This is a genomic window from Nocardioides cynanchi, assembly GCF_008761635.1.
Classification (GTDB): Bacteria; Actinomycetota; Actinomycetes; order Propionibacteriales; family Nocardioidaceae; genus Nocardioides; species Nocardioides cynanchi.
Genome location: NZ_CP044344.1, coordinates 1669739 through 1695998, shown reverse-complemented (window position 1 = coordinate 1695998; position 26260 = coordinate 1669739). Strand labels below are relative to the sequence as shown.

At 71.4% G+C, this 26260-nt stretch carries 27 protein-coding genes; 13 read left to right on the top strand and 14 right to left on the bottom strand.

All coding sequences use genetic code 11. The features are described 5' to 3' along the window. Window positions 1–46 precede the first annotated feature (46 nt). Both E3N83_RS08360 and E3N83_RS08355 read left to right on the top strand, forming a co-directional pair. Window positions 47–1858: a 3-hydroxyacyl-CoA dehydrogenase family protein gene (locus E3N83_RS08360; protein ID WP_151082839.1), complete on the top strand. Its 1812-nt coding sequence runs from the start codon at window positions 47–49 to the stop codon at window positions 1856–1858. A gap of 20 nt (window positions 1859–1878) precedes the next feature. Next, window positions 1879–2478, top strand: a complete 600-nt coding sequence (locus E3N83_RS08355; RefSeq protein WP_151082838.1) for a TMEM175 family protein — start codon at window positions 1879–1881, stop codon at window positions 2476–2478. 8 nt (window positions 2479–2486) lie between these two features. On the opposite strand, the gene E3N83_RS08350 is transcribed toward E3N83_RS08355, so the two are convergent. From E3N83_RS08350 to E3N83_RS08340, 3 genes are read right to left on the bottom strand one after another with little or no spacing between them, the layout of a single operon-like run. Beyond that, window positions 2487–2948, bottom strand: a complete 462-nt coding sequence (locus tag E3N83_RS08350) for a VOC family protein (protein WP_151082837.1) — start codon at window positions 2946–2948, stop codon at window positions 2487–2489. After that, entirely contained in the window at window positions 2945–3526 is a 582-nt protein-coding gene (locus E3N83_RS08345; RefSeq protein ID WP_238343127.1) for a DinB family protein, read from the bottom strand. The genes E3N83_RS08350 and E3N83_RS08345 overlap by 4 nt, the downstream gene beginning before the upstream one ends. Next, window positions 3523–4116 carry a DinB family protein gene (locus E3N83_RS08340; protein ID WP_151082836.1) on the bottom strand — a complete coding sequence of 198 codons (594 nt, stop codon included), beginning with the start codon at window positions 4114–4116 and terminating at the stop codon, window positions 3523–3525. The genes E3N83_RS08345 and E3N83_RS08340 overlap by 4 nt, the downstream gene beginning before the upstream one ends. Window positions 4117–4215: 99 nt before the next feature. Here E3N83_RS08340 and E3N83_RS08335 point away from each other — a divergent pair, with 99 nt between their 5' ends. From E3N83_RS08335 to E3N83_RS08325, 4 genes are read left to right on the top strand one after another with little or no spacing between them, the layout of a single operon-like run. Next, window positions 4216–5184, top strand: a complete 969-nt coding sequence (locus E3N83_RS08335; RefSeq protein ID WP_151082835.1) for a helix-turn-helix transcriptional regulator — start codon at window positions 4216–4218, stop codon at window positions 5182–5184. 9 nt (window positions 5185–5193) lie between these two features. Next, window positions 5194–5340 (top strand): hypothetical protein, encoded by a 147-nt coding sequence (locus tag E3N83_RS19510; protein WP_191908016.1) that lies wholly within the window; start codon window positions 5194–5196, stop codon window positions 5338–5340. A 1-nt stretch (window position 5341) separates the two neighbouring features. Then, a complete protein-coding gene (locus tag E3N83_RS08330) occupies window positions 5342–6106 on the top strand; it encodes an endo alpha-1,4 polygalactosaminidase (RefSeq protein ID WP_151082834.1) in 765 nt (254 codons plus the stop codon). Between the two features lie 37 nt (window positions 6107–6143). Beyond that, complete coding sequence (locus tag E3N83_RS08325; RefSeq protein ID WP_151082833.1) at window positions 6144–6935, top strand: alpha/beta fold hydrolase; 792 nt, start codon at window positions 6144–6146, stop codon at window positions 6933–6935. 25 nt (window positions 6936–6960) lie between these two features. Here E3N83_RS08325 and E3N83_RS19505 read toward each other — a convergent pair whose 3' ends face one another. Continuing rightward, a complete protein-coding gene (locus E3N83_RS19505; RefSeq protein WP_191908015.1) occupies window positions 6961–7497 on the bottom strand; it encodes a hypothetical protein in 537 nt (178 codons plus the stop codon). A 64-nt stretch (window positions 7498–7561) separates the two neighbouring features. On the opposite strand from E3N83_RS19505, the gene E3N83_RS08315 reads away from it, so the two are divergent. After that, window positions 7562–8428 carry an alpha/beta hydrolase gene (locus tag E3N83_RS08315; protein ID WP_151082832.1) on the top strand — a complete coding sequence of 289 codons (867 nt, stop codon included), beginning with the start codon at window positions 7562–7564 and terminating at the stop codon, window positions 8426–8428. A 47-nt stretch (window positions 8429–8475) separates the two neighbouring features. Here the strand turns inward: E3N83_RS08315 and E3N83_RS08310 are convergent, their stop codons facing one another. After that, window positions 8476–9006: a CGNR zinc finger domain-containing protein gene (locus E3N83_RS08310; protein WP_151082831.1), complete on the bottom strand. Its 531-nt coding sequence runs from the start codon at window positions 9004–9006 to the stop codon at window positions 8476–8478. Window positions 9007–9045: 39 nt separating this feature from the next. Between E3N83_RS08310 and E3N83_RS08305 the strand changes: the two genes are divergently transcribed. Next, window positions 9046–10014 carry an EamA family transporter gene (locus E3N83_RS08305; RefSeq protein ID WP_151082830.1) on the top strand — a complete coding sequence of 323 codons (969 nt, stop codon included), beginning with the start codon at window positions 9046–9048 and terminating at the stop codon, window positions 10012–10014. 2 nt (window positions 10015–10016) lie between these two features. Here the strand turns inward: E3N83_RS08305 and E3N83_RS08300 are convergent, their stop codons facing one another. From E3N83_RS08300 to E3N83_RS08260, 9 genes are all read right to left on the bottom strand, one after another. After that, window positions 10017–10799, bottom strand: a complete 783-nt coding sequence (locus E3N83_RS08300) for an enoyl-CoA hydratase-related protein (RefSeq protein WP_151082829.1) — start codon at window positions 10797–10799, stop codon at window positions 10017–10019. Window positions 10800–10826: 27 nt separating this feature from the next. Then, window positions 10827–12902: an acetate--CoA ligase family protein gene (locus E3N83_RS08295; protein WP_151082828.1), complete on the bottom strand. Its 2076-nt coding sequence runs from the start codon at window positions 12900–12902 to the stop codon at window positions 10827–10829. Between the two features lie 6 nt (window positions 12903–12908). Then, the gene (locus tag E3N83_RS08290; protein WP_151082827.1) at window positions 12909–14069 is read right to left on the bottom strand and encodes an acyl-CoA dehydrogenase family protein; all 1161 of its coding nucleotides are present in this window, start codon (window positions 14067–14069) and stop codon (window positions 12909–12911) included. 9 nt (window positions 14070–14078) lie between these two features. Beyond that, the gene (locus E3N83_RS08285; protein ID WP_202879356.1) at window positions 14079–14654 is read right to left on the bottom strand and encodes a thioesterase family protein; all 576 of its coding nucleotides are present in this window, start codon (window positions 14652–14654) and stop codon (window positions 14079–14081) included. Next, window positions 14651–15139: a thioesterase family protein gene (locus tag E3N83_RS08280; protein ID WP_151082826.1), complete on the bottom strand. Its 489-nt coding sequence runs from the start codon at window positions 15137–15139 to the stop codon at window positions 14651–14653. The genes E3N83_RS08285 and E3N83_RS08280 overlap by 4 nt, the downstream gene beginning before the upstream one ends. Beyond that, complete coding sequence (locus E3N83_RS08275; RefSeq protein ID WP_191908014.1) at window positions 15132–16100, bottom strand: 3-hydroxyacyl-CoA dehydrogenase NAD-binding domain-containing protein; 969 nt, start codon at window positions 16098–16100, stop codon at window positions 15132–15134. Before E3N83_RS08275 ends, E3N83_RS08280 begins: the two co-directional genes overlap by 8 nt. Then, window positions 16097–17032 carry a 3,5-dioxohexanoate:acetyl-CoA acetone transferase gene (gene kce, locus E3N83_RS08270; RefSeq protein ID WP_151082824.1) on the bottom strand — a complete coding sequence of 312 codons (936 nt, stop codon included), beginning with the start codon at window positions 17030–17032 and terminating at the stop codon, window positions 16097–16099. The genes E3N83_RS08275 and kce overlap by 4 nt, the downstream gene beginning before the upstream one ends. A 102-nt stretch (window positions 17033–17134) precedes the next feature. Then, complete coding sequence (locus E3N83_RS08265) at window positions 17135–17929, bottom strand: IclR family transcriptional regulator (protein ID WP_202879355.1); 795 nt, start codon at window positions 17927–17929, stop codon at window positions 17135–17137. Window positions 17930–17985: 56 nt separating this feature from the next. Beyond that, entirely contained in the window at window positions 17986–19107 is a 1122-nt protein-coding gene (locus tag E3N83_RS08260; protein ID WP_191908013.1) for a serine hydrolase domain-containing protein, read from the bottom strand. Between the two features lie 170 nt (window positions 19108–19277). On the opposite strand from E3N83_RS08260, the gene E3N83_RS08255 reads away from it, so the two are divergent. Genes E3N83_RS08255 through betC form a run of 5 tightly spaced genes read left to right on the top strand, consistent with a single transcriptional unit; the run spans window position 19278 to window position 26234 of the window. Beyond that, window positions 19278–20921 carry an ABC transporter substrate-binding protein gene (locus E3N83_RS08255; protein ID WP_151082821.1) on the top strand — a complete coding sequence of 548 codons (1644 nt, stop codon included), beginning with the start codon at window positions 19278–19280 and terminating at the stop codon, window positions 20919–20921. A 15-nt stretch (window positions 20922–20936) separates the two neighbouring features. Further along, complete coding sequence (locus E3N83_RS08250) at window positions 20937–21908, top strand: ABC transporter permease (RefSeq protein ID WP_151082820.1); 972 nt, start codon at window positions 20937–20939, stop codon at window positions 21906–21908. After that, entirely contained in the window at window positions 21905–22813 is a 909-nt protein-coding gene (locus E3N83_RS08245; protein WP_151082819.1) for an ABC transporter permease, read from the top strand. The genes E3N83_RS08250 and E3N83_RS08245 overlap by 4 nt, the downstream gene beginning before the upstream one ends. Then, entirely contained in the window at window positions 22810–24678 is a 1869-nt protein-coding gene (locus E3N83_RS08240; protein ID WP_202879354.1) for an ABC transporter ATP-binding protein, read from the top strand. The genes E3N83_RS08245 and E3N83_RS08240 overlap by 4 nt, the downstream gene beginning before the upstream one ends. After that, window positions 24675–26234: a choline-sulfatase gene (betC, locus tag E3N83_RS08235; protein WP_151082818.1), complete on the top strand. Its 1560-nt coding sequence runs from the start codon at window positions 24675–24677 to the stop codon at window positions 26232–26234. The genes E3N83_RS08240 and betC overlap by 4 nt, the downstream gene beginning before the upstream one ends. The last annotated feature ends 26 nt before the right edge of the window (window positions 26235–26260 follow it).

The window sequence follows — 26260 nt, the reverse complement described above, 5'->3', positions numbered from 1 at the left end:
GGAACCTCGCGGCCGACGCCGTCGTACGCGTGGGAGGATTCGGCCCATGAGCAGCACCGTGACCGAAGGCCAGGCGTCGACCTCCCGCGAGTTCACCACGATCGGGGTGGTCGGGCTCGGCACGATGGGTGCCGGCATCGCCGAGGTCTTCGCCCGCAACGGCTTCGCGGTCGTCGGCGTCGAGGTCAACGAGGAGAGCCTCGAGCGCGGTCGCCAGCACCTGCAGCACTCCACGGCTCGCGCCGTCGCCCGCGGGAAGCTCAGCGAGGAGGACCAGCGGGCCCTGGTCGAGCGGGTGACCTTCACGACCTCGATGAAGGACCTCGCCGACGCCGACTTCGTGGTCGAGGCGGTGGTCGAGTCGGTCGAGCTGAAGAAGTCGATCTTCCGTGACCTCGAGGCGATCGTGAAGCCGGAGACGATCCTGGCCACCAACACCTCGAGCCTGAGCGTCACCGAGATCTCCACCGCCAACGCCCACCCGGGTCGCGTGATCGGGGTCCACTTCTTCAACCCCGCGCCGGTGCAGAGCTTCGTGGAGATCATCCGGACCGTGGTCACCGAGCCGGACGTGCTCGACGACGTGAAGGCGCTCGTGGGCCGGCTCGGCAAGAACCCCGTGATCTGCGGCGACCGCGCCGGCTTCATCGCCAACACGCTCCTGTTCGGCTACCTCAACCACGCCGCCTCGATGTACGAGGCGAAGTTCGCCAGCCGCGAGGACATCGACGCTGCGATGCGCTTCGGCTGCGGCTACCCGATGGGGCCGCTTGCGCTGCTCGACCTGATCGGTCTGGACACGGCGTACGAGATCCTCGACACGATGTACAAGCAGGGCCGCGACCGCCTGCACGCGCCCACCCCGATCCTCAAGCAGCTGGTCACCGCGGGGTTCCTCGGCCGCAAGGCCGGCCGTGGGTTCTACACCTACGAGGGGTCGGACAGCCCGGTCGTCGTGGCGGACGCGCACACGCCGAGCGCCGACGACAGGCCGCAGCTGCGTCGCCCGATCACGTCGGTCGGTGTCGTCGGCACCGGCACGATGGCCACCGGGCTCGTCGAGGTCTTCGCCAAGGCGGGGTACGACGTGACCTACGTCGGCCGGTCACAGGCCAAGGTCGACGCGGTCCGGGCCACCATCGAGCGGTCGCTCGACAAGGCGATCCAGCGCGGCAAGCTCGACGCGGCCGTCAAGCCCGACGTGCTGGCGCGCCTGAGCGGCACCGCCAGCCTGGACGACCTGGCCACGGTGGACCTCGCCGTCGAGGCGATCGCCGAGGACCTCGCCGTCAAGACCACCCTGTTCGAGAACCTCGACGAGATCTGCAAGCCGGGCGCGATCCTGGCCACGACCACCAGCAGCCTGCCGATCATCTCCTGCGCCACCGCGACCAAGCGACCGCAGGACGTCATCGGGATGCACTTCTTCAACCCGGCGCCGATCATGAAGCTGGTCGAGGTGGTCTCGACGGTGAGCACCGGCGACGACGTCCGCGAGACGGTCCTCGCCCTGTGCGAGAAGGTCGGCAAGGTGGCGGTCTCGTGCGGGGATCGGGCCGGCTTCATCGTCAACGCGCTGCTGTTCCCCTACCTCAACGACGCGGTGAAGATGCTCGAGGCCCACTACGCCACGGCCGACGACATCGACATCGCGATGAAGCAGGGCTGTGCCCTCCCGATGGGGCCGTTCGAGCTCCTCGACGTGGTGGGGAACGACGTGTCGCTGGCGATCCAGCGCGAGCTCTACCTGGAGTTCCGCGAGCCCGGCTTCGCCCCCGCGCCGTTGCTCGAGCACCTGGTGACCGCCGGCTACCTGGGCCGCAAGACGCAGCGCGGCTTCCGCGACTACTCCGTCTGAGCGCCCCCTAGGATCGGCCCATGTCCACGGGCCGCCTCGAAGCGTTCAGCGACGGCGTCCTCGCCATCATCATCACGGTGATGGTGCTGGAGCTGAAGCCACCGGACGGAGCCGACTTCTCCGACCTGCGCAGCTCGGCCACCAGCCTGCTGACCTACTTGCTGAGCTTCGTCTACATCGGTATCTACTGGAACAACCACCACCACCTGTTCCAGATCTGCAAGTCCGTGGACGGCACCGTGCTGTGGGCCAACCTGCACCTGCTGTTCTGGCTGTCGCTCTACCCGTTCACCACGGCGTGGATGGACGAGCACTTCGGCCGGGCCTCGACGGTCGTGTACGGCGTGAACCTGCTGCTGGCGGCGATCGCGTTCACCATCCTCCAGCGGAGGATGACGCGGATGCCCGAGAGCCGCGAGCGGATGGCCGAGGTGTTCGGTGCCGACCGCAAGGGGAAGGCGTCGCCGGTGCTCTACGCGCTGGGGATCGCCCTGGCCTTCGTCCAGCCCTGGCTCGGCCTGGTCCCGTTCGTGGTGGTCGCCCTGCTGTGGCTCGTCCCGGACCCGCGCATCGAGCGCTACCTCCAGCGCCAGCGCGAGCTCGGCAACGCCGTCGACTGACGTCGACCTCAGTCCAGGCAGAACTCGTTGCCCTCCGGGTCCTGCATCACGATGAAGCCTCCGCTCATCGGGGGCGCCGGCTCGTGGCGTTCGAGGCGGCTCGCGCCGAGGCCGACGAGTCGGTCGTGCTCAGCCTCGAGCGTCGCCATCCGCTCGTCACCCTCGAGGCCGACGGCCGCTCGCACGTCGAGGTGCACGCGGTTCTTCGCGGTCTTGCCCTCGGGCACCTTCTGGAAGAACAGCCGCGGGCCGTCGCCGTCCGGGTCCACGATCGCCGAGGCGGTGTTGCGCTGGTCCTCGGGGACGCCGGCCTGCTCGAGGAACTCCATCCACGCGTCGATCGGGTCCTCGCCGGGCGCCAGGTCGCGACCCGGGGGTGGCTGGATGACGTAGTGCAGCACCTCCGCCCAGAACCTGCTCTGGGCGATCGGGTCGGCGCAGTCGAAGGTGACCTGGAAGGTGCGGCTCATGCGGGCTCCTCGATGCTGGTCGGGCGGTGGGCGTAGAGGTCTCGGAGCAGGGAGATCTCGGCTCCGTGGTGGATCATCTCGCGGTTGATGTGGAGCACCAGTGCCGCCAGGGGGTACGAAGCGAACGGGCCCTCGGCCTCTCCGCACGGGCGGGCGAGTGCCTCGTGGTCGAGCCCACGCACCCCGGCCGACCACACGGCGTACTGCTCGTCGAGCGCGGCCAGGGACGCAGCCGCAGCGCCGGCGTAGGGCCAGGTCTCGTAGTCCGCAGGCGCACCGCCGAGATGGCTGGCGTTGCGCATCGCGAGCACCTCGACGGTCAGGTGCGCGACCCGCCAGGCGATGGTGGTCACCGGAGCCGGCGCCGGCTCGTCCGGGGCGTCGTCGCGCTGCCAGGGGCCCGAGCCGATCGGACTCGGCGAGGTGCAGGTGCCGCGGGGTCGGATGCTCCAGCAGTCGGCGACCGGCTCCCAGAGGTGCTCCTCGTCGGTCAGCCCGTCCAGCCGTGGGCGGAACAGGTGCTGCCAGTGGAAGTCCAGCTGGTCGTGGAGCTGGGCCGTCCAGTCCACCGCCGTCACGCGTCCACCTCGGTGGCCGGCTGCCAGGCCTCGATGAACGGCAGGTCGGCGAGCCCCTCCCGAGCCGCCACCAGCGCGTACATGGTGGCCCCGTCGAGGGTCTCGCGGATGATGTCGCCGTGCCCTGCGTGGCGCGACAGCTCCTCCATCAGGTGCCACCAGATCCAGCGCACCGACCAGGGTGGCCCGTCCGTCGGGAACCACGGCGCGTCGGGGACCGGGACCACGGTGCCGAGGTCGATCCGGCGTACTGCGTCGAGCACGGCCGCGGACGCTTCCGCATGCGCCGCCAGCACGTCGTCGAGCGAGTCGGACTCCTCGAAGCGGAAGCTCTCGAGGTAGGCCGCTTCGTCCTCCGGCGTCTCCTGGACCGGCCCCGGGGCCGCCTCGGCCTTCGCCAGCCAGGACAGCTGGACGTCGGTGACGTGCTTGACCAGCGCGCCGAGGCTGAGGGACGACGCGCTGGGGGACCGGGCCGCCTGGGCGGCGGTGAGACCGTGGAGCAGGGCCGGGAAGGCGTCCTGGGCCTGGCCCAGGAAGCCGATGATCGCGTCGGTCTCGTTCGCGACCGGGGGAGCGTGCAGCGCCATGAGAGGGTCCTCTTTCGGTGACGGGGTCGTGGTGGTTGCCTCCAGCCTCAGCGGCAAACAGGACAGTTCCTGTCCGCAACCTCTGACAGACTGCCGGGCATGGCCGAGACCACCGAACGCGTGCTGCACCTCCTGGGGCTGCTCCAGCAGCGCCCGGTGTGGACCGGCCCGGAGCTGGCCGAGCGGCTGGGGGTGACCACCCGCAGCATTCGGCGCGACGTCGAGCGGCTGCGTGGCCTGGGCTACCCCGTGCAGGCGGCGCAGGGCGTCGGCGGCGGCTACCAGCTGGGCCGGGGCAAGGGCCTGCCGCCGCTCCTGCTCGACGACGCCGAGGCGGTGGCGGTGGCGGTCTCCCTGCGGCTCGCCGCCGGGGGCACGGTCTCGGGGGCCAGCGAGGCGGCGCTGCGCACCCTGGCCAAGCTCGACCAGGTGATGCCGCCGCGGCTGCGCGGCGAGGTGCGGGCGATCCACGAGGCGACGCAGACCCTCGACAGCGGGCAGGCCACGGTCGACGGCGAGGCCCTGCTCCGACTGGCCCGAGCCGTGCGCGACACCGTCCGGGTGCGCTTCGACTACGAGGCCCGCGACGGCACTCCCAGCTCCCGGACGGTGGAGCCGGTGGGCCTGGTGGCCACGGGCCGGCGCTGGTATCTGATGGCGTACGACGTCGACCGCGACGACTGGCGCACGTTCCGGCTCGACCGGATGGCCGAGGTGGAGGCCTCGACGTGGCGGTTCAGGGCGCGCGAGCACGAGGATCCCGCCGCCTATGTGCAGCGCTCGGTGACCCGCTCGGCGTACCACGTCGAGGCCCGGGTCCTGGTCCACGCCCCGCTCGCCGAGGTCGCGGAACGCACCAGCGTCCGGGCGGTCACGCTCACCGCCGTCGACGACCGGACGACGCTGCTGGAGGCCGGTGCGGAGAGCCTGCAGGGGCTGGCCTTCCACCTGTCGTGGATCGGCTTCGAGTTCGAGGTTCAGGAGCCCGCCGAGCTGCGCGAGGTGCTCGCGACGATGGGCCGCCGGGCGCTGCGCGCTTCGGCAGACCCGGCCGCCGAAGCGCCGTAGGGTCGACCCATGGAATGGGTCGTCGTGGGCGTGGTCGTGGTGGTCGTGCTGCTCGGCCTGGTCGTCGTACGGCGCCGACGGCTGGAGGCCGAGGAGCACGCTCGCCGGGTCGGGCCCGGCTCCGACGGCGCACCGGGCGACGGCGAGCGGCGCTGACGTGCGCGCCGTCCTGCTGACCCTGCTGCTCCTGCTGGTCGGTGCCCCGGCCACGGGCGGAGCGGCGCAGACGATCACCCTGCCGCCGACCGGCACCGACTGGGACTACCAGCTCGGAGGCGCGCGCCCGGTGCCCGCTCACGTCGGCATCGTCGAGCGCGACCGGCGAGCCGCGCCGGTGGCCGGGAAGTACGACATCTGCTACGTCAACGGCTTCCAGACCCAGGCCGACGAGAAGGCCTTCTGGCACCGACATTGGTCGCTGGTGCTCAAGCGCCACGGAACGCCCGTGGTCGACTCGGTCTGGGGCGAGTGGCTGCTCGACCTGCGCACCTCGGCCGAGCGGCACGCGCTGGCCGACATCATGGGCCGCTGGACCGACCGCTGTGCAGCCGACGGCTACCAGGCCGTGGAGTACGACAACCAGGACTCCTTCACCCGCAGCCACCACCTGCTCACCTCCGCGGACGCCAACGCCTACTCCAGGCTGCTGGTGGCCCGCGCCCATGGCGCCGGCCTCGCGGCGGCGCAGAAGAACCGCGCCGGCTGGGACGGCACCACGGTCGGCTTCGACTTCGCCGTGGCCGAGCAGTGTGGGCAGTACCACGAGTGCAGCAGCTACGTGAAGCACTACGGCAGCTCGGTGCTCGCGGTGGAGTACCGCGACAAGGCGTTCGCTCACACCTGCACGCACTGGTCCGACCGGATCGCGGTGCTACGACGCGACGTCGACCTCACCCGGCACGGCACCCGCCGCTGGTGCTGAGCGCGGCCTCGGCCGGAGGCTCTGGAAGACTGGCTGCGTGACCGAGCCTGGCCCGCCGTACACCCGAGCGATCGGCGACCACGGCTCCCGGGTGGTCTTCCTGCACGGCCTGTTCGGGCAGGGGCGGAACTGGACGCAGGTCGGCAAGGCGCTCGCGGAGCGGCACCGGGTGCTGCTGGTGGACCTGCCCCACCACGGCCACTCGGGCTGGGAGCCGGACTTCGACTACCTCCGGGTCGCCGACCGGGTCGCCGGGCTGCTGAGCGAGGACGACCCCGTTGCGCTGGTCGGCCACTCGCTCGGTGGCAAGGTGGCGATGGTGCTGGCGCTGCGGCACCCCGAGCTGGTCGAGCGCCTCTGTGTGGTCGACGTGTCGCCGGTGACCTACGACCACCTCACCGAGTTCGAGGGCTACGTCGCCGCGATGCGCGGCCTCGACCTGTCGTCCCTGACTCAGCGGGGTGACGCGGACGCTGCCCTCGAGCCGGCCGTGCCCGACCCGACGGTCCGGGCCTTCCTGCTCTCGAACCTGCGCCGCGACGGCGACGGGTGGCGGTGGCAGGTCAACCTGGAGGTGCTGGGCCGGGCGCTCCCGGAGATCGGTGGCTGGCCGGAAGCCGCCCTCGCCGGCCTCCCGGCGTACGACGGTCCGGTGCTGTGGGTGGCGGGCGCAAGGTCGGGCTACGTGAAGCCGGAGTACGCCGAGGCCATGGACCGCTGGTTCCCCGGCAACCGCAAGGTGAGCATCAAGGACGCCGGCCACTGGGTCCACTCCGAGCAGCCCGGGGTGTTCCTGGAGGTGCTGCGGCGGTTCGTCGAGGGAGGCTAGCGAGTCGGTCCTGGATCGCCGGCGGTCAGCCGGCGTACTGGACGCGGAGCCTCTCGCACCCCTTCAGCACGATCCCCGGGAACACGTCGTTGGTGATCACCACGTCGCGGCCCGGACCGCAGGCGATCACGACGCCGGGCACGAGGTAGTCCGCGTAGACGGTGTCGTTCCCAGGCCCGGCGTCCACGCGGTCGTGATGGCTGGCGTAGATCACGTCGTCACCCGGGCCGCCGTGGAAGGCATCGACGGTGGTGTCGAGCTTCCGGCCGGTGCCGACGCCGGAGTAGTCCCTCAGCTCGTCGGCGCCCGGCCCGCCGCGGATGACGTCGGTGCCGCGCAACCCGTCGATGACGTCGCGGCCCGCCGTCCCGATCAGCACGTCGTCCCCGTTGGTGCCCCGCATCCTGTGCTCCACGACTGCCCGAGAGGTCGGTCGGCTGGACGGCGTCGTGACGGACGCCGCCGTGCCCGGCGGGTGGCCGGACGGCTCGACCGAGGCGGCGCTGCTGCACGCCGCGAGTGCCGCGACGGCGAGGAGCCAGCACGGAGAACGCCACCGCATCCGGACCCTCCTCACTCGTGGCCTCGGTGCTGGGACGACGGCTCGGATTGTTAGGTTGCGGAGGATGACCTCGGAGATCCCCTTCAGCCCGCTCCCGCTCGACCAGTCGGACGTCCGCTACCTGCACGGTCCCGACTCGACCGTCCAGGACGGCGTGCCGACTGGCAGCATCACCGAGCTCGAGTGGAACGCGAGCAGCGTCTATCCCGGTACGTCGCGCCGGGTCTGGGTGTACGTGCCGGCGCAGTACGACCCGGGCGAGCCGGCGTCGCTGATCGTCTTCCAGGACGGAGAGTGGTACCTCGACCCCGACGGAGAGGTACGCGGCGCGGTCGTGCTGGACAACCTGATCCATCGTGGTGACCTGCCGGTCACGATCGCCGTGTTCGTGGACCCGGGCGTCTTCGCCGACCGCACCGACCCCGACGAACGCAAGAACCGCAACGCCGAGTACGACGCCTTCGACGAGCGCTACATCACTTTCCTGGTCGAGGAGATCCTCCCCGAGGTCACCGGGCGCTGGTCGATCACCGACGATCCGGCCCGACGCGGCGTCTGCGGCGGCAGCAGCGGCGGCAACTGCGCCTTCACCGCGGCGTGGCTGCGCCCGGACGTCTTCGGCCGCGTCATCTGCTCCCTGTCCAGCTTCGCGCAGATGCCCGGCGGGAACCCCTATCCCGCGCTGATCCCCGTGTCGCCGCGCAAGCCGCTGCGCGTCTTCATGCAGGCCGGTCACCGCGACCTCGGCTGGAACGAGCCGGAGGGGAACTGGCTGGCCGAGAACCTCCGGGTCGCCGCGGCGCTGGCCGAGGCGGAGTACGACGTCCGCCTGGTGCTGGGGGACGGCGGCCACAGCCCCAACCACCTCGGGGTCCTGCTGCCCGACGCCTTGCGCTGGGTGTTCCGGGCTGCGGAGCCGGCGGAGAGCTGAGCAGCACTGGCGGGTCGACCCTCACGCCCCGAGGGCGAGGTGGGGGGTCAGCGCTGGCGGGCGCGGTAGGCCGCGACCGCGGCCCGGTTGCCGCACGTCGTACTGCAGAAGCGGCGGGAGCGGTTGCGGGAGAGGTCGAGCACGACCCCGTCGCAGTCGGGGTCGGCGCAGACGTCGAGGCGCGACATCTCGTCGGCCCGGATCACGTCGACCATCGCCATCGCGGTCTCGACCGCGATCCGGGTGGCGACGGGGGCGTCCATGGCGACGGCGTGGATGTGCCAGTCGTAACCCGAGTGACGCGCGAGCTGGGGGAGGGCGTGCGTCTCGGCGAGGAGCTCGTTGACGAGCGTGGCGGCGGTGTCGCGGTCGCTGGTCAGCAGCGTGCGCAGGCGGGGCCGCAGCTCGCGGACGGCCTCCAGCTCTCCCGAGTCGCCCCGCCGGGCTCCGGTGTTGTCGTACTCGTCGAGGAAGAGCTCGAGGTCCTCGCCCGTGGTCAGGGTGTCCGGCTCGAGGGCGGAGTTCGCCAGCGCGACCGCGGCCTTCAGTGACATCTCCGCGTCATGAGTGAAAAGCACGTTGACAGATTACACGAGTCACACGTAGCGTCATCTGCCATGACGACGTTGACCCATGACCAGCAGGTCACGCGTCAGCGCCGTACCGGCGCGGGCCTGGCCTTCGCCGTGGTCGCGGCGGCCTCGTTCGGGCTCTCCGGTGCCCTGGCCGCCGGCCTGCTCGACGCGGGCTGGTCGCCGGGCGCCCTGGTGCTCTGCCGGATCGGTGTCGGCGCCCTGGCCCTGTCCGGGCCGGCCCTGGTCGCGCTGAGGGGTCGCTGGCACCTGCTCCGCAGCAACGCCGGCTTCCTGCTGGCCTTCGGCCTGGTCGCCGTCGCCGGCTGCCAGTTCTCCTACTTCAACGCCGTCGCCCGGCTCCCGGTGGCGGTGGCGATCCTGGTCGAGTACGCCGCGCCGGTCGCGGTGATCGGCTGGCTCTGGGCCCGGCACGGCCAGCGGCCCGGGCGGGTCACCCTGACCGGGGCCGCGGTGGCCATCGCCGGGCTGCTGCTGGTGCTCGACGTGTTCTCGGTCGGCTCGGTGGACGGGATCGGCGTGCTCTGGGCGCTGGGCGGCATGGTCGGCTGTGCGTTCTTCTTCGTGGTCTCGGCGGGCGAGGACAACGGCCTGCCCCCGATCGTGCTCGCGGCCGGCGGCCTCGTCGTCGGCACCGTCGCCCTGGGGCTGGCCGGCGCCGTCGGGCTGGTCGACCTGTCCGCCACGGCCGGGGACGCGACGTACAACGGCGTGGACGTGCCGTGGTGGCTGCCGGTGCTGGCGCTCGGTGTGTTCACCGCCGCGGTGTCCTACGTCTCCGGCATCCTGGCCAGCCGCGCCCTCGGTGCCCGGGTCGCGTCGTTCGCGGCCCTGCTCGAGGTGCTGTTCAGCGTGGTCTTCGCGTGGCTCCTGCTCGGCCAGCTGCCGGGGCTGCTCCAGCTCGGTGGCGGCCTGTTGCTGCTCACCGGCGTCGTCATCGTGCGCGCCGGCGAGCCCCGCGTCGCCGGCGTCGAGGTCGTCGTCTCCGGCTAGGGCTACCGGCCGCGCCACCGCGGTTCGCGCTTCTCGGTGAACGCGCGCGGTCCCTCGACGGCGTCCTCCGACCGCTGCATCCGGGTGTACGACGTGAGGTCGCCGGCCCGCAGCCGGGCGTAGCCCTCGCGGACGTCGAGCCCGGCGGTGGCGGCCAGGATCTCCTGGATCGCCGCGACCGCCAGGGGCGCGCCGGCGGTGATCTCGGCCGCCAGCGCCAAGGCCGTGTCCATCAGCTCGGCCGAGTCGACGATCCGGTTGGCCAGTCCCCAGCGACCCGCCTCGGCGGCCGTCATCCGGCGCCCGGTCAGCAACAGCTCGCGGGCGATCGCCTCCGGGAGACGACGCGGGAGCCGCAGGAGTCCGCCCGCGTCGGCCACCAGCCCGACCCGTACCTCGGGCAGGCCGAGCTGGGCGTGCTCGGCCACCACCATCAGGTCGGCGGCCAGCGCCAGCTCCAGCCCCCCGCCCAGGGCCAGCCCGTTGACCGCGGCGATCACCGGCTTGGTCCGGCCGAAGAGCTCGGTCAGGCCGGCGAAGCCGCCGGGTCCGTGATCGGCGTCCACGGCCTCGCCCGCCGCCGCGGCCTTGAGGTCCCAGCCGGCACAGAAGAAGCGGTCGCCCGCGCCGGTCACCACCCCCACGCGCAGGTCCGGGTCGCGCTCCAGCCGGGTGAAGGCGTCGTGGAGCGCGTGGCTGGTCGCCACGTCGACGGCGTTGGCGCTGGGCCGGTCCAGGGTGACGACCAGCACGCCGTCGAGCACCTCGGTACGTACGTCCACCATGCCCAGCAGCTCCTTCGGGTCGTCCGGTCAGCCGACCGGGCCAGCCAAGCGGATCAGCGCGTCCACCGCCACCGCCCCCTCCGCGAGCACGAGCAAGGGGTTGACCTCGACCTCGACCAGCCGGTCGGCGTGGTCGATGGCGAAGGCCGCGATCGCCTCGATGGCTTCGACCGCCGCGGCCAGGTCCGCGACCCGACCACGATGGCCGGTGAGCAGCGGACCGATCCGCAGGCAGGTCAGCGCGGCGCGGATCTGGGGGCGGGTCGCGGGCAGCAGCAGCGTCGCGGTGTCGTCGACGAGCTCCACCAGCACGCCGCCCGCGCCCACGGTCAGACCCAGACCGAGTCGAGGGTCGCGCTGCACGCCGACCAGGAGCTCGATCAGGGCGCCGGGCACCATCCGTTCCACCAGGAAGCGGTCGGCGACCCGGGCGAGCCCGACGGCTGCGCGTCGCACCGCGTCCTCGGAGTCCAGGCCGACCACCACGCCGCCCACGTCGGACTTGTGGGCCAGGCCGGGCGAGAGCGCCTTGAGCACCACCGGGTAGCCGAGCCCGGTGGCCAGGGCGGGCAGCTCCTCCAGGTCGTCGGTGACCGCCGAGGCCGGAACGCTCAGCCCGTACGACGTCAGCGCAGCCTTGGCGCGTGCCTCGTCCCAGGCGGTGTCGCCGTCGGGCCCGACCTCGAGCGGACCGACTGTGGGCAGCGGCACGATCGTGTCGACCGTCTCCTGCGCCTCACCGACCCGGGCCGCCAGGGCGATCGCGGTGAGGGCGCTGCTGATCCCCTGCATCGGGGCGATCCCCGCATCGAGCAGTCGCCGACCGAGGTCCTCGGGCATCGACTCGGGCAGCGAGGACACCACGCACGTGCGCGCGCCGGTCGCGCGATGGGCGGCCTGCCAGGCCGCGACGGTGGTCTCGAACTCACCGACGTCGCAGCGGTCACTGCGCGGGAAGTCGAGCATCAGCAGGTGCTGGTCGAGACCGGCGCCGAGCAACGCCGTGAAGCACTCGGTCAGCCGGTCGGCGTCGCCCCAGATGTAGGTGTGGTAGTCGAGCGGGTTGCGGACCGAGACCCGGTCCCCGAGCACGTGGTGCAGGCGCGCCCGCACGGCATCGGGCAGCGCCGGCATGGTGAGCCCGGTCTGGTGCGCCAGGTCGGCGAGCAGCGCGGCCTCGCCGCCCGAGCAGCTCGCCGACGCGATCGTCGTACCGGGCCGGGCGCCGTGGACGTGGAGGAGCTTGAGGGTCTCCAGGAAGGTCTCCACGTCGTGGACCCGGGCGATCCCGAGCCGCGCGAGGAGTGCGTCGACCAGTACGTCGGAGTCGGCCAGGGAGCTGGTGTGGCTCAGTGTGACCTGGGCCCCGAGCTCGGAGGAGCCGGACTTCAGGGCAACGACCGGCACCCGCCGACGCAGCGCCTCGATCGCCACCCGCGAGAAGGCCGCAACCTCCGGGATCTCCTCCAGGCACAGGCCGATCGCGGTGACCCGTGGGTCGTCGAGCATCGCCTCGACCAGGTCCACGACGCCGGTCACGGCCCCGTTGCCGATGGTGACGAGGGCCGCGATCGGGAGCGATCGTCGGTGCATGGTGAGGTTCTCCGCGATGTTGCCGCTCTGGGCGATCAGGGCGACCCCGCGCTCGACCCGGACCCCACCGTGCTGCTCCGGCCACAGGGCCACGCCGTCGAGGTAGTTGACCAGGCCCAGGCAGTTGGGCCCGATCAGGGCAAGGCCTCCGGCCGCGGTGACCAGGTCCCGCTCGAGCCGCGCGCCCTCCTCGCCGTCCTCGGCGTACCCCGACGCGTGGCAGACCACGCCGCCGACACCGAGCCGGGCCAGCTCGCCGACCACCTCGACGGTGCGCTCGCGGTTCACCGCCACGAACGCCGCGTCCGGCACGCCGGGCAGCGCCGCGAGGTCGGGGAAGCAGGCGATCCCACCCAGCCGCTCGCGGCCGGGGTGGACCGGCCAGATCTCACCGGTGTAGCCGATCGCCCGGCACTGCTCGACGGCGACCTCGGCCGGGCGCCCGCCGATCACGGCCACCGTGCGGGGGTCGAGCAGACGTTGGAGAGGGGTGCGGAGGTTCTCGGCCACCCGGCGTCAGCCGCCCAGTGGGCGCAGGAGGGCGCGGCTGATGATGTGGCGCTGGATCTCGCTGGTGCCGTCCCAGATCCGTTCCACGCGCGCGTCGCGCCAGAAGCGCTCGATCGGCAGCTCGGTCATCAGGCCCATGCCACCGTGGATCTGGAGGGCGGCGTCGGTGATCCGGCCCAGCGCCTCGGAGGCGAAGACCTTCGCCATGGCCGCGTCCTGGTCGGTCATCGTCCCCCGGTCCAGCTTCCACGCGGCCCGCATCGTCAGCAGCCCGGCGGCCTCGAGCTCGGTCGCCATGTCCGCGAGCTGGAACCCGACGCCCTGGAAGCGCCCGATCGGCTGGCCGAACTGCTCGCGGTCCGCGGCCCACCGCAGCGTCATCTCCAGCACCCGCCGGGCCCGCCCGACGCTGGTCGCAGCGACCGTCAGCCTGCTGGCGCCGAGCCACTGACCCATCAGGTCGAAGCCGTGACCCTCCTCGCCGAGCCGGTTGGCCGCGGGGATCCGGCAGCCGTCGAAGACCAGCTCGCTGTGGTGGTAGCCGCGGTGCGAGACGCTGTCCGGGCCGGGACGCACGGTCAGGCCGGGAGTGTCGAGGTCCACCAGGAAGCCGGTGATCAGGTTCACCGACCGGCCGCGGACCTCCTCGGTCCCGGTCGCGGCGAACAGCACCACGAAGTCGGACTTGTCGGCATGGCTGATGAAGTGCTTGGTGCCGTCGACCACGTAGTCGTCGCCGTCGCGGACCGCTCGGGTGGTCATCGAGCGGACGTCGGAGCCCGCCCCCGGCTCGCTCATCGCCAAGCAGTCGTAGCGCTCGCCGCGGACGGCCGGCAGGAGGTAGCGCTCACGCTGGTCGCCCTCGCACGCGAGCAGGATGTTGCTGGGCCTGGCGACCAGCCACTGCAGGGCGTAGCTGGCCTTGCCGAGCTCGCCCTCGGCGAGGGTCATCGCGACGGCGTCGAGCCCGCCGCCGCCGAGCTCCTCGGGCATGTTCGCGGCGTGCAGCCCGGCCGCGATCGCCCTGGTCCGGATCTGGGTGACCAGCTCCGGTGGCACGTCGCCGGCCCGCTCCACCGCCTCCTCGTGGGGGTAGAGCTCCCGCGTGACGAACGTGCGTACCGTGTCGACGATCGCGCGCTGCTCGTCGTCCAGGCCGAAGTCCATGACCGCTCCCTATCGTTGCTGTGCCGGGTCGTCGTTGGTCGTACGCCGGATGCCCATCGGTCTGCCCACCACGTCGGGTCGGGGCAGGACCCCGTGCGCCTCGGCGATCCTGTCGAGCCGCCGGAGCAGCTCCGGCGGCAGGTCGGTGGAGCGCCCAGCCGCGGTGTCGACGTGCACCAGGAGCTGCTCGGCCTCGGCGAGCACCAGGCCGGTCTCGCCGTCGCGCATCTCGTGGAAGACATGCAGCCGACGCCGGTCGTGGTCGAGCAGCTGCACGGTCATCGCCAGGGGCTCGCCGAGTGAGACCTCGTGCCGGTGGTGCAGGTGGGTCTGTGAGGTGTAGAGCGAGTGTCCGCCCGCCCGGTAGGCCTCGTCGATCCCGAGGAACCGGAAGAAGGCGTCGGCGCTGTCACCGAAGGCGAGCAGGAAGCACGACTCGCTCATGTGGTCGTTGTAGTCCATCCACTCCGGGGGAGCGGTCGTGCGGTGCAGCCGCAGAGGCGCCTCGATCGGTGCCGCGTCGTCCCAGACTGCGGGGCGTCCCTCGTACGGCGTGGTGACCCGGCGACCGGTCGGCTCGGTCACGGCCGGGACCCGACGCCGAGCCCGAGGTGCGCCGGGCGCGGGAGCCCGGCGTGCGCTTCGAGCATCGCCTCGACCCGGGCATAGCGGTCGTCGGGGATCGGGGCCGTGCGCCCCGCGACGGTGTCGACGTGCAGGTACAGGCTCTCCCCGGTGGCTGCGAGCTGCCCGTCCGCGGACAGCTCGGTGTGCAGGCGCAACCGCTTGCGGTCCGCTTCCACCAGGATCGTCGCCGCGGTCAGCACCTGCTCGGAGGCGACCTCGGCGAGGAAGCGCAGGTGGGTCTCGACGGTGAACATCGACGCCCGGTGGCTGGACCGGTAGTCGGCGCTGAGGCCGAGACTCTCCAGCACCAGCTCGTGCGCGGCGCTGAGCACGACCGCGTAGCTGGCGTCGTTCAGGTGGCCGTTGTAGTCGAGCCACTCGGCGCGGACCGGCTGTCGGTAGGCGGTGAACGGCGGGCCGGCGGCGGGGCCGCTCTCAGGCATCGTCACCACGGTGTCGCTCGAGAAGCAGCAGCAGGTCGACCAGGAACGCGTCGCGCCTCCGCTCCAGCTCGGACACCGTGCGGTCACCGGCCTGCGCCACCGCCCCTGCGACCACGCGGTCGCGCAGGTCGGGAGTCAGGACCGGAGCCTCGAGCCGCGTCCAGGGCTCGAGCAGCGCGGGACCGAAGTGGTCGAGCATGTGCGCCATCCCGCCCTGGCCCCCGGCGAGGTGGAAGGTCAGCATCGGCCCCATGATCGCCCAGCGCAGGCCCGGCCCGTGGACGATCGAGTCGTCGATCTGCTGGACCGTCGCCTGGCCGGAGTCGACCATGTGCAGGGCCTCGCGCCACAGCGCCTCCTGGAGCCGGTTGCCGACGAAGCCGGGCACCTCCTGCTCCATGGTCAGCGCGGTCTTGCCGGCCGCGGTGTAGAACTCGTCGGCCCAGGCCACGGCGTCCGCGTCGGTCTTCCGCCCGCCGACCACCTCGACCAGCGGGATCAGGTAGGGCGGGTTGAACGGGTGGCCGACCAGGAACCGACCGGGGTGCACGCAGTCCACCGCCATGTCGGTCATCAGCAGGCCCGAGGTGCTCGACGCGACCACGACGTCCGGGTCGGTCAGCCGGTCGATCTCGGCGAGCAGGGCGACCTTCTTCTCCAGCACCTCCGGCGACGACTCCTGCACGAAGTCGGTGTCGGCCAGCGCTTCCGCGAGGGTGTCGGCCCACCGCAGCCGGGCGCGGTCGGCTCCCGGCGCCAGGCCGAGGCGTTCCAGCGACGGCCACGCCGTGTCGAGCAGTCCGGACAGGCGGGCCTCCGCGCCGGGTCCCGGGTCCCAGGCGACGACGTCGTACCCCCGGCGCAGGAAGTGGGCGGCCCAGCCGCCCCCGATGACTCCGGTGCCGATGACGGTGACGGTGCGTACGGCGTCCGGTGCCGGTCGTGCTCCGGCTGGGCTCACCAGCCGACCTGGTCGAGGCCCTTGAGCCCGAGGATGGCCCGCGCTTCCTCCGGGGTCGCGACCTCGATCGAGAGCTCGGTGAGGATCCTGCGGATCTTGGCGACCTGCTGGGCGTTGGACTCGGCGAGCTCACCGCGCCCGATGAACAGCCCGTCCTCGAGCCCGACCCGCACGTGGGACCCCATCACCGCCGAGGCCGTGATCATCTCGAACTGGTGGCGGCCGGCGCCGAGCACGGACCACTCGTAGGCGTCACCCAGGAGCCGGTCGGCGGTCGACCTCATGTGGGCGAGGTGTTCGACCGTGGCCCCGATCCCGCCCATCACGCCCATGATCGTCTGCAGGAAGATCGGCGGCTCGACGAGCCCGGCCTCGAGGTAGTAGGCCAGCGTGTAGAGATGGCCGATGTCGTAGGCCTCGTACTCGAAGCGCGAGCCGGTCTGCCGGCGGACGTCGGTGAGCATGTGCTCGATGTCGGCGAACGTGCTGACGAACGGCTCGACCCGGGTGCTCTCGAGATAGGGCTCCTCCCACTCGAACTTCCAGGACCCGGCGTACTTCGGGATCATCGGGAAGCTGCCGTAGTTGAAGGTCCCGAGGTTGAGCGTGCACAGCTCCGGGCGGGTCTGGTAGATCACGCGGAGACGGTCCTCGACCGACATCCCGGTGCCACCGCCGGAGGTGATCGAGACGACCGCGTCGGTGGAGTCCTTGATGCCCTTGAGGTAGTCCAGGAACACGGCGGGGTCCGCGGTCGGGCTGCCGTCGCGCGGGTCGCGGGCGTGGAGGTGGATGATCGCCGCGCCGGCCTCGACGGCCGCCACGGACTGCGCCACGACGTCCTCGACCGTGTAGGGGAGGTGGGGGGACATGGTCGGCGTGTGTGCCGATCCGGTCACCGCGCAGGTGATGATGACCTTGCGTGCCGCCATGGGGTGCTCCTGAGTCGAGACGTTCGTCGCACGATGCGAACGGTCGTCGCATCATGTGAAACGGTCTTCCTCGTCCGGCTCCCTGTCAAGAGCCCGCGCGGGTCAGCCCAGCAGCGCGTCCCGGACCTCCTCGGCGGCCTGCACGGCCACCGGCCCCAGCTCGGCGAAGCGGGCGGTGGGGACCCGGCTGACCGGCCCCCAGATGCTGAAGACGCCCAGCGGTCGCCCGTCCAGGTTCAGGATCGGCGCGGACACGCCGTACAGGGTCGGCTCCAGCTCCCCGGAACACTCGGCGTAGCCGCGCTCGCGGATGCCGGCGAGATCGGCCATCAGGACGTCGGGGTCGGTCACGGTGGTGTCGGTGAACCGGGGGAGCGGCAGGTCGAGCAGGCCCCGGGCCTCCTCCGCTGGGAGCCAGGCCAGGAAGGCCTTCCCGGTCGACGTGGCGTGCAGGGGCACCTCGCGGGCCACCCAGTTGATCGCCATCACCGACGGCGGCGCCACCTCGCCGACGTAGGTCACGCCGTGCCGGCCCGCCACCGCGAGGTCGGCGGTCTCCCCGGTCTGCTCCGAGACCCGTTCGAGCACGTGCCGGGTCCGGCGGACGAGCCCGTCGTAGCCTGCCGACGCGGACATCCGGATCATGGCCAGGCCGATCCGGTAGCGGTTGGTGCTCGGGTCGCGCTCGACGAGGCCGCGGGCCTCGAGGGTGCCCAGCAGCCGCCACGCCGTGGCCCGGTTGATCTCGCACCGGGTGGCGAGGGTGGTCACGGTCTCGCCGCGGGGAGCCGTGGCGGCCACGACCTCCAGCAGTCGCAGGGCGCGGTCCACGGACTGCACACGCGCCGGAGGCTCGACGTCCGAGTCGTCCACGCCGGTGTCCGTAGTGGTGGCCACGGGGTCATGGTGGCATGGGGCGTCGTCGGCGCGCAGGGCCCGCCGGGGCCGGGCCGTCATGAGCCCACGACCGCGGCCTCGGCGATCGCGGGCAGCGCGAGGTAGGACAGGTCGCGGCACTGGCGGTCCCACCAGGCATCGGCGTAGGGCCACGCCGAGGTCTTCACGACGACGGTACGACGGGGCCGGTCGACGTACACGAACTGGCCGCGCATGCCGTCGGCCATCACCCGGGTCCCGTCGGCGTCCAGCGGCCACCAGTGGTAGCCGAACCCGGCATGGGTCGTGATCGTGCTCGGCAGCCGACCGGGTGCCAGGAAGGAGAGCTCCGGGCGGCTGCTCGCCGCCACCCAGGCCGGGTCGACCACAGGGCTGCCGGCCCAGCTGCCGTCCACCTGCAGCCAGCCGATCCTCGCCCAGTCGCGGGCCGAGGCGGCCAGCGCGGCGGCCGCCATGGCCACACCGCCGCCCTCGACCGGCCCGTCCAGGCCGACCACGCCCGGCTGCTCGGCGCCGACGACCGACCACACCTCGGCAAGCGCGTCCGGGAACGACTGGCCGGTGGCCCGCTCGCGGACCCAGTCGAGCACCATCGAGTCCGGACTGCAGTAGGCGTAGCGCGTTCCGGGCTCGTCGCCCGCCGGGATACTCGCCAGTTGTTCGCGGATCCCGCCGGCACCGGCGCGCCAGCGGGCGATCATCCGCGACGCCTCGCTGTCGGGGTCGTGGTAGTCCTCGACCCAGCCGACGCCGGTGGTCATCGTCAGCAGGTGCCGCAACGTCACGTCCGCGTAGCCGCCACGGCGGAGCTCGGGGACGTGGTCGGCGACTCGTGACCCGAGCTCGAGCAGCCCGTCGCGCACGGCGATGCCGGTGAGCAGCGCGAGCGCCGACTTCGTGGCGGAGTTGCCCAGCAGCCGGTCCTGCGGGCCGACCCCGGCGGCGTACCACTCGTGGACGAGTACGCCGTCCACGACGACCACGCACGACGTGGCGGAGGTGGAGGTGAGGAAGTCGTCGAGACCCAGCTCGCGGCCGGCGCCGGCGAACCGGACGGCCAGGTGCCGGGGCTCGACCGGCCAGGGCTGCGGTGCCGGCGCCGGCACCTCCACGTGGTGGAAGCCACGCTGCGGCTCGCGGAAGGTGTCGAGGTCCTCGAGGTCGTCGTTGTTGCTCATGACGCACCCATTTCCGGGCAATTCAGCCCTATTACCCGCTGTCGCGCTTTTTATGCGCGTGATCCTTGACACGCAAGTGAACCGTACGTTCATCATGTGAACACTCGGAACAGGGCGATGCCGATCTTCGGCGGCGCCGCGGGCGACCGGCCAGCGATAGGGGCACGCAGATGACCGGAACAGACGACAAGCGTTGGCAGGTCGTCGAGAGGCAGGACGGCCTCTGGCTGCCCCTCTCGCGACGCAACCTCCTGATGGGTGCGGGCGGCGTCATCATGGCGAGCTCGCTGGCCGCGTGCGGCGGCGGCAGCGCCCCGGCCCCGGCCGGCGGCACGGACACGGCCGCCGCGGGCACGCCCAAGAAGGGGGGCGACTTCAAGCTCGGTGTCACCGGTGGTGGCTCCAAGGACATGATGGACGGCCAGAACATCGTCACCAAGCCCGACCAGGCCCGCCTGGTCTCGGCGTTCGAGACGCTGCTGGAGTTCGACGACAACTACCAGCTGCAGACCACCGGCCTGGCCGAGAGCGTCTCGGCGGACAACCCGAAGCAGTACACGATCAAGCTGCGCGACGGCATCACGTTCCAGAACGGCAAGCCGCTGACCGCCGACGACGTCATCTACTCGCTGCAGCGGATCGGCACGCAGGCCAACGGGCTGACCGGCTTCGCCGCGACCGCGACGATGGACATCAAGAACGTCAAGAAGATCGACAAGCTCACCGTGCAGCTGCCGCTGCTCACCGCCGACTCGACGATCCCGCAGACGCTGGCCAGCTACACCTTCGGCATCGTGCCCGTGGGCTATAAGGCCTTCAAGGGCGACGTCTCCACCCAGATCGGCACCGGCGCCTACAAGCTGAAGAGCTTCACCCCGGGCCAGCAGAGCGTTCACACGCGGTACGACGGCTACTGGCGCGAGTCGTACTTCGACAGCGTGACGATCATCGACTTCAGCGACTCCACCGCGCAGATCAACGCCCTCAAGGGTGGCCAGATCGACGCGATGACCGACCTGCCCGCCAACCAGGTCAACGCCGTGAAGTCGTCGGGTGTCGTGCCGCTGATCTCCCAGACCGGTGGCTGGATCCCGATCTGCATGGCGATCGACATGGCGCCGTTCAACGACCCGAAGGTCCGCCAGGCGATGCGGCTGATCGTCGACCGCCAGCAGATCCTCGAGCAGCTCGGGTCGGGCTACGGGCAGGTCGCCAACGACATCTACTCGCCGTTCGACGAGGGCTACAACAAGGACCTCCCGCAGCGCGAGCAGGACATCGAGCAGGCCAAGTCGCTGCTGAAGTCGGCGGGCAAGGAAGGCCTCACCGTCGACCTGCACACCACCAACGGCGCGTCCGGCATGGTCGAGCTGGCCAGCGTCTTCGCCTCGCAGGCCAAGGCCGCGGGCGTGAACATCACCGTGAAGAACGACCCCAACTACTACGGCGACGCCTACCTGAAGCTGGCGTTCTCCGTGGACTTCTGGGGTACGCGCGGCTACCTCAACCAGGTGCAGCAGGGCTCGCTGCCCAACTCGCCCTACAACGAGACCCACTGGCCGCCCTCGTCGGGCGAGGGCTCGAACTTCGGCGACCTGTACAAGCAGGCCCTGGCCGAGACCGACTCCGCCAAGCGGATCGAGATCGAGCACGAGATGCAGAAGGCGGAGTACGACACCGGCGGCTACATCATCCCCTACTTCAACAGCCTGATCGACGGTCACTCAGCCAAGGTCGCCGGGCTCTCGCCGAGCAAGGGGACCTTGAACCTGGCGGGCTTCGGTCACGGATTCCGAACCATCTGGTTCGCCTGAGTCCGGCGCCGCCTGATGAAGTTCCTGCGTGGCGGAGGGATCGCCGGTTTCATCATCCGAAGGGTGCTCCTCGGCCTCCTGGTGCTGTTCCTGGTCTCGGTCATCGTCTTCGCCTCGACCCAGCTGCTCGGCGACCCCGCGCGGGCGATCCTGGGCCGCGACGCGACGCCCGACCGGCTCGCCGCGCTCCACAAGCAGCTCCACCTCGACAGCTCCAAGGTCGGCCAGTACTTCCAGTGGCTCGGTGGTCTGCTGCACGGTGACCTCGGGACGTCGCTGGCGTCGTCGCAGCCGGTCTCCTCCGTGCTCGGGACCCGGATCGCGAACTCGCTGGTGCTCGTGGTGCTGGCGGCGGTCATCTCGGTGCCGATCTCGATCGCGATCGGCTCCTACGCCGCCCTGCGCCGCGAGAAGCTCTTCGACACGCTCTCCTCCAACCTGATGCTCCTGCTGGCGGCGCTGCCCGAGTTCGTGGTGGCGGTGCTGCTGGTGATCCTGCTGTCGACCAACGTCTTCCACGTGCTGCCGGCGACGAGTCCCGTCCCGCCCGGCACCCACGCCTGGGACTACCCCAACCAGCTGGTGATGCCGGTTGCCACGCTGGTGATCGCGGTGGCGCCGTACGTCTCCCGGATCATGCGGGCCTCGATGATCGAGGTGCTCGAGAGCGACTACGTCGAGATGGCGCGGCTCAAGGGACTGCCCGAGCGCACGGTGCTGATCCGGCACGCGCTGCCGAACGCGATCGGGCCGGTCTTCCAGGTGATCGCGATCAACCTGGCCTACCTCGCCGGGGGTGTGGTCGTGGTCGAGTCGGTGTTCAACTACCCCGGCATCGGCCTCGCGCTGGTCGACGCGGTGAGCAACCACGACATCCCCGTCGTCCAGGCGCTGGCGATGCTGATCGCGGCCGTCTACGTCACCTTGAACCTGCTCGCCGACGTGGCCACGATCCTGGTCACACCCCGACTGAGGACGCGACTATGAGCCAGACCGAGGAGGCACCCGCCCTGGCCGAGGGCGTCGACACCCCGACCCCGTCGGTGCGCTCCACGACGCTGCTCGCGCGCTCCCTGCGCCTGTGGCGCACGCGCATCGGGGCGGTTCTCACCCTGGCCCTGGTGCTGATCGCGATCTTCGGCCCCCTCGTGGCCCCCCACGGATCCGCCGAGTTCATCGCCGTGCCCTACACATCGGGCTCGGCGAGCGGGACGGTGTTCGGCACCGACTACCTCGGCTACGACGTGCTCAGCCGCTTCCTGTACGGCGGCCGCAGCATCCTCGTGATCGCCGTGGTCTCGACCGGCATCGGCGTGGTGTTCGGCGTCATCATCGGCCTGGTCGCTGCGTACGCCCGCAACGCGCTCGACGACATCCTGATGCGCCTGATGGACGTGATCATGGCGTTCCCCCAGATCATGCTCGCACTGGTGGCGGTGAGCCTGGTCGGCGCCAAGAACTGGGTGATCATCGTCGCGATCGCCCTGACCACCGCGCCACGCGTCGCCCGGGTCGCCCGCGGCGCGGCCCAACCGGTCGTCGAGCGCGACTTCATCGGGGCGACCGAGGCGATGGGGCTGTCCCGGGTGCGGATCCTGTCCGGGGAGATCCTGCCCAACATCCTCGGTCCGATGATGGTCGAGGCGACCCTGCGCCTGACCTACTCCATCGCAGTGATCTCGGCCCTGGCCTTCCTGGGACTCTCCGCCAACCCTGACGCACCCAACTGGGGCACGATGATCCAGAAGAACCAGGGCGCGCTCGCCTACGAGCCGTGGGGCGCGTTGCTGCCGATCCTCGCCATCGCCCTGCTCACCATGGGCACCGGCCTGATCGGTGACGGCATCGGCCGCACCGCCGCCGGCATCGACCGCGAACGGGGTGACGAGTGACCACCGACCAGCTGCCCCAGCAGGGCGTACCGAGCACCGGAGGGGAGGCCGCCGTCACCGTCCGCAACCTCCGGATCGAGACGACCCGCGGCGTGGCCGTCGTCCCCGACGCGTCGTTCGAGATCGCTCCCGGGGAGGTCCTCGGCGTGGTCGGTGAGTCGGGCTCCGGCAAGACCACCGTGGGCCTCTCGCTGCTCGGTCACGCCCGTCGCGGCCTGAAGATCACCGGCGGCACCGTGATGCTCGGCGACCGCGACATCCTGACGATGGGCGACTCGGAGCTGCGCCGGCTGCGCGGCTCTCAGGTCTCCTACGTCCCGCAGGACCCGGCGTCGTCGCTGAACCCGGCCCTGCGGATCGGCGTACAGCTCCGCGAGGTGCTCGAGGCGCACGGCCAGAACGACAACAAGACCAACGACGCCCGGATCGCGGAGATGATGCGCGAGGTCGCCCTCAGCGACGACCCGGCCTATCTGCGCCGCTACCCGCACCAGCTCTCGGGCGGCCAGCAGCAGCGGGTCGGCCTGGCGATGGCCTTCGCCAACCGGCCCCGCCTGATCATCCTCGACGAGCCGACGACCGGGCTCGACGTCACCACGCAGTCGACAGTCCTGTCCACGGTTCGCGACCTCGCCACCTCGCACGGCGTCGCCGCGCTCTACGTCACCCACGACCTGGCGGTGGTCGCCGCCGTCGCCACCCGGGTCGCGGTGATGTACGCCGGCCGGATCGTCGAGCTCGGTCCCGCCGACGTGCTGTTCGAGTCCTCGGGCCACCCCTACACGCGTCGACTGGTCGGTGCCATCCCACGCCTGACCGGTGGCCGAAGCCTGGTCGGCATCCCCGGGCACGCGCCGTCCCCGGGCAAGCGTCCCGGTGGCTGCGCGTTCGCGCCGCGGTGCCGGCTCCGCGTCGACGAGTGCGAGACCGCCGTCCCCGACATGCTCCAGATCACCCCCGACCACGCCTCCCGCTGCATCAAGGCGCTCGAGGTGGTCGACTTCAAGCAGGACGAGTACGGCGAGCCCGTCGCCCTCCCGGAGTCCGAGTCGGACCAGCCGGTGCTCAGCATCGAGAACGTCGTCGGCTACTACGGCACGACCGAGGTGCTGCACTCGATCAACATGACGCTGGAGCAGGGTGAGGTGCTCGCCATCGTCGGTGAGTCCGGCTCGGGCAAGACCACGACAGCTCGGGCCATTGCCGGTCTGCACCACGACTGGACCGGCTCGATCAGGCTCGGCGACACCGAGCTGGCCAAGTCCGCCCGCTCGCGCTCGACCGACGTACGCCGGCAGATCCAGTACATCTTCCAGAACCCCTACGGCTCGCTGAACCCCCGCAAGACGATCGGCGAGTCCGTCGGCCAGCCGCTCAGCGTGTTCGGCATCGCGTCCGGCAAGGAGGCCGAGACGATGGTGGGGGAGATGCTCGAGCAGGTGTCCCTCTCGGCGGCCTACGCCAGGCGCTACCCCGACCAGTGCTCGGGTGGGGAGCGGCAGCGGGTGGCCATCGCCCGCGCGCTGATCTCGAAGCCGTCGATCCTGATCTGCGACGAGATCACCTCGGCCCTCGACGTGAGCGTCCAGGCGGCCATCGTCGAGCTGCTCGGCAATCTCCAGCGCGAGCTGGGACTGTCGATGGTCTTCGTGACCCACAACCTGCCGCTGGTCCGCTCGATCGCGCAGAAGGTCGCCGTCCTGGCCGACGGCAACATCGTGGAGTACGGCGAGACCGCGGGGATGCTGGCCAACCCGCAGCAGGAGTACACCCGGCACCTGATCTCCGACACGCCGTCGCTGGAGACCGCGACCGGAGAGGTCCCGGCGGCCGCCCTTCCGCACGACCGGACGTCCCCCGAGTGACCGCTGCGGACCGGCCCGACATCCTGATCGTGATCGCGGACCAGCTGACGACTGCCGCCATGCCCTTCCACGGGAACGACGTCACGCGGGCGCCGGCGATGGCGGGGCTGGCCGAACGGGGCGTGGTCTTCGACAACGCCTACACCGCGAGCCCGCTGTGCACGCCGGCCCGGGCCTCCCTGATGACCGGGCTGCTGCCGTCCAACACCCACACCTACGACAACGCCGCCGGCTTCTCCTCCGAGGTGCCGACGTTCGCCCACCACCTGCGTGCGCTGGGCTACCGCACCGCCCTGTCCGGCAAGATGCACTTCTGCGGGCCCGACCAGCTGCACGGCTTCGAGGAGCGGCTGACCACCGACATCTACCCGGCCGACTACGACTGGACCCCCGACTGGGACTCCGACGAGCGGCCGCACTGGTACCACGACATGTCGTCGGTCACCGAGGCCGGCGTCACCATCCGCACCAACCAGCTCGACTTCGACGACGAGGTCGCCTTCGCCGCCGAACGCGGGCTCTACGAGCACATCCGCTCCGGTGACGAGCGGCCGTTCTGCTTCGTCGTCTCGTTCACCCACCCGCACGACCCCTACGCGATCCCCCAGGAGTACTGGGACCGCTACGACCCCGCCGACATCCCGATGCCGACGTACGGCTACGACGCGGCGGTCACCCATCCCCACGACGAGCGGCTGCGTGCGGTGTGCGCGATGGACGCCGTCGAGCTCACCGACGACATGGTCCGCGACGCGCGTCACGCCTATCTCGGGGCGATCTCCTACGTCGACGACCACCTCGCGCGGCTGCTGGAGATCCTGCGCGTGACCGGGCGGCTGGACAACACGGTGGTGATCCTGACCAGCGACCACGGAGACATGCAGGGCGAGCGTGGGCTCTGGTACAAGATGAGCTTCTACGAGGGCTCGGCCCGGGTGCCGCTCGTGGTCTCCGCCCCGGGCCGGTTCGCACCGTCCCGGGTGGCGTCCCCGGTCTCCACGATGGACCTGCTGCCCACCCTGGTCGGCATCGCGGGCGGCGAGGACGCCGCCGTCGCCGAGGAGCTGGACGCCGAGAGCCTGATGCCGCTGCTGACCGGTGAGCGCGACGACCGTGACGTGGTGGTCGGCCAGTACCTCGCCGAGGGCGCCGTCTCACCGATCGTGATGTACCGCCGCGGACCGTGGAAGCTGATCCACTCACCGGTCGATCCGGACCAGCTCTTCGACCTGTCGACAGACCCGCTGGAGCGCTCCAACCGGGCCGACGACCCGGCAGCCGCCGAGGTGCTGGCCGAGCTCCGCGCGGCGGTCGCCGAGCGGTGGGACCTCGCCCGCATCGACCGCGAGGTGCGCGAGAGCCAGCGTCGCCGCAGGATCGTGGGGGAGGCGCTCACCCACGGCCGGCCACCGGACTGGGACTACGCCCCGCCGTACGACGCGGCGCACCGCTACATCCGCAACCACACCGACCTCGGCGAGCTCGAGGCCGTGGCCCGCTACCCCTCGGTGCGCTCGCACGCCGACCTGGGGACCGAGCGGCTCTCCGAGCCGTAGGCGGACTCCTGGACTCCCACCGGCCC

What these genes read in the sequence shown, in the direction of transcription:
- E3N83_RS08360 (WP_151082839.1), top strand. Translation starts at nt 47, where the DNA reads ATGAGCAGCACCGTGACCGAAGGCCAGGCGTCGACCTCCCGCGAGTTC.
- E3N83_RS08355 (WP_151082838.1), top strand. Translation starts at nt 1,879, where the DNA reads ATGTCCACGGGCCGCCTCGAAGCGTTCAGCGACGGCGTCCTCGCCATC.
- E3N83_RS08350 (WP_151082837.1), bottom strand. Translation starts at nt 2,948, where the DNA reads ATGAGCCGCACCTTCCAGGTCACCTTCGACTGCGCCGACCCGATCGCC.
- E3N83_RS08340 (WP_151082836.1), bottom strand. Translation starts at nt 4,116, where the DNA reads ATGGCGCTGCACGCTCCCCCGGTCGCGAACGAGACCGACGCGATCATC.
- E3N83_RS08335 (WP_151082835.1), top strand. Translation starts at nt 4,216, where the DNA reads ATGGCCGAGACCACCGAACGCGTGCTGCACCTCCTGGGGCTGCTCCAG.
- E3N83_RS19510 (WP_191908016.1), top strand. Translation starts at nt 5,194, where the DNA reads ATGGAATGGGTCGTCGTGGGCGTGGTCGTGGTGGTCGTGCTGCTCGGC.
- E3N83_RS19505 (WP_191908015.1), bottom strand. Translation starts at nt 7,497, where the DNA reads ATGCGGTGGCGTTCTCCGTGCTGGCTCCTCGCCGTCGCGGCACTCGCG.
- E3N83_RS08315 (WP_151082832.1), top strand. Translation starts at nt 7,562, where the DNA reads ATGACCTCGGAGATCCCCTTCAGCCCGCTCCCGCTCGACCAGTCGGAC.
- E3N83_RS08305 (WP_151082830.1), top strand. Translation starts at nt 9,046, where the DNA reads ATGACGACGTTGACCCATGACCAGCAGGTCACGCGTCAGCGCCGTACC.
- E3N83_RS08300 (WP_151082829.1), bottom strand. Translation starts at nt 10,799, where the DNA reads ATGGTGGACGTACGTACCGAGGTGCTCGACGGCGTGCTGGTCGTCACC.
- E3N83_RS08290 (WP_151082827.1), bottom strand. Translation starts at nt 14,069, where the DNA reads ATGGACTTCGGCCTGGACGACGAGCAGCGCGCGATCGTCGACACGGTA.
- E3N83_RS08280 (WP_151082826.1), bottom strand. Translation starts at nt 15,139, where the DNA reads ATGCCTGAGAGCGGCCCCGCCGCCGGCCCGCCGTTCACCGCCTACCGA.
- kce (WP_151082824.1), bottom strand. Translation starts at nt 17,032, where the DNA reads ATGGCGGCACGCAAGGTCATCATCACCTGCGCGGTGACCGGATCGGCA.
- E3N83_RS08260 (WP_191908013.1), bottom strand. Translation starts at nt 19,107, where the DNA reads ATGAGCAACAACGACGACCTCGAGGACCTCGACACCTTCCGCGAGCCG.
- E3N83_RS08255 (WP_151082821.1), top strand. Translation starts at nt 19,278, where the DNA reads ATGACCGGAACAGACGACAAGCGTTGGCAGGTCGTCGAGAGGCAGGAC.
- E3N83_RS08250 (WP_151082820.1), top strand. Translation starts at nt 20,937, where the DNA reads ATGAAGTTCCTGCGTGGCGGAGGGATCGCCGGTTTCATCATCCGAAGG.
- E3N83_RS08245 (WP_151082819.1), top strand. Translation starts at nt 21,905, where the DNA reads ATGAGCCAGACCGAGGAGGCACCCGCCCTGGCCGAGGGCGTCGACACC.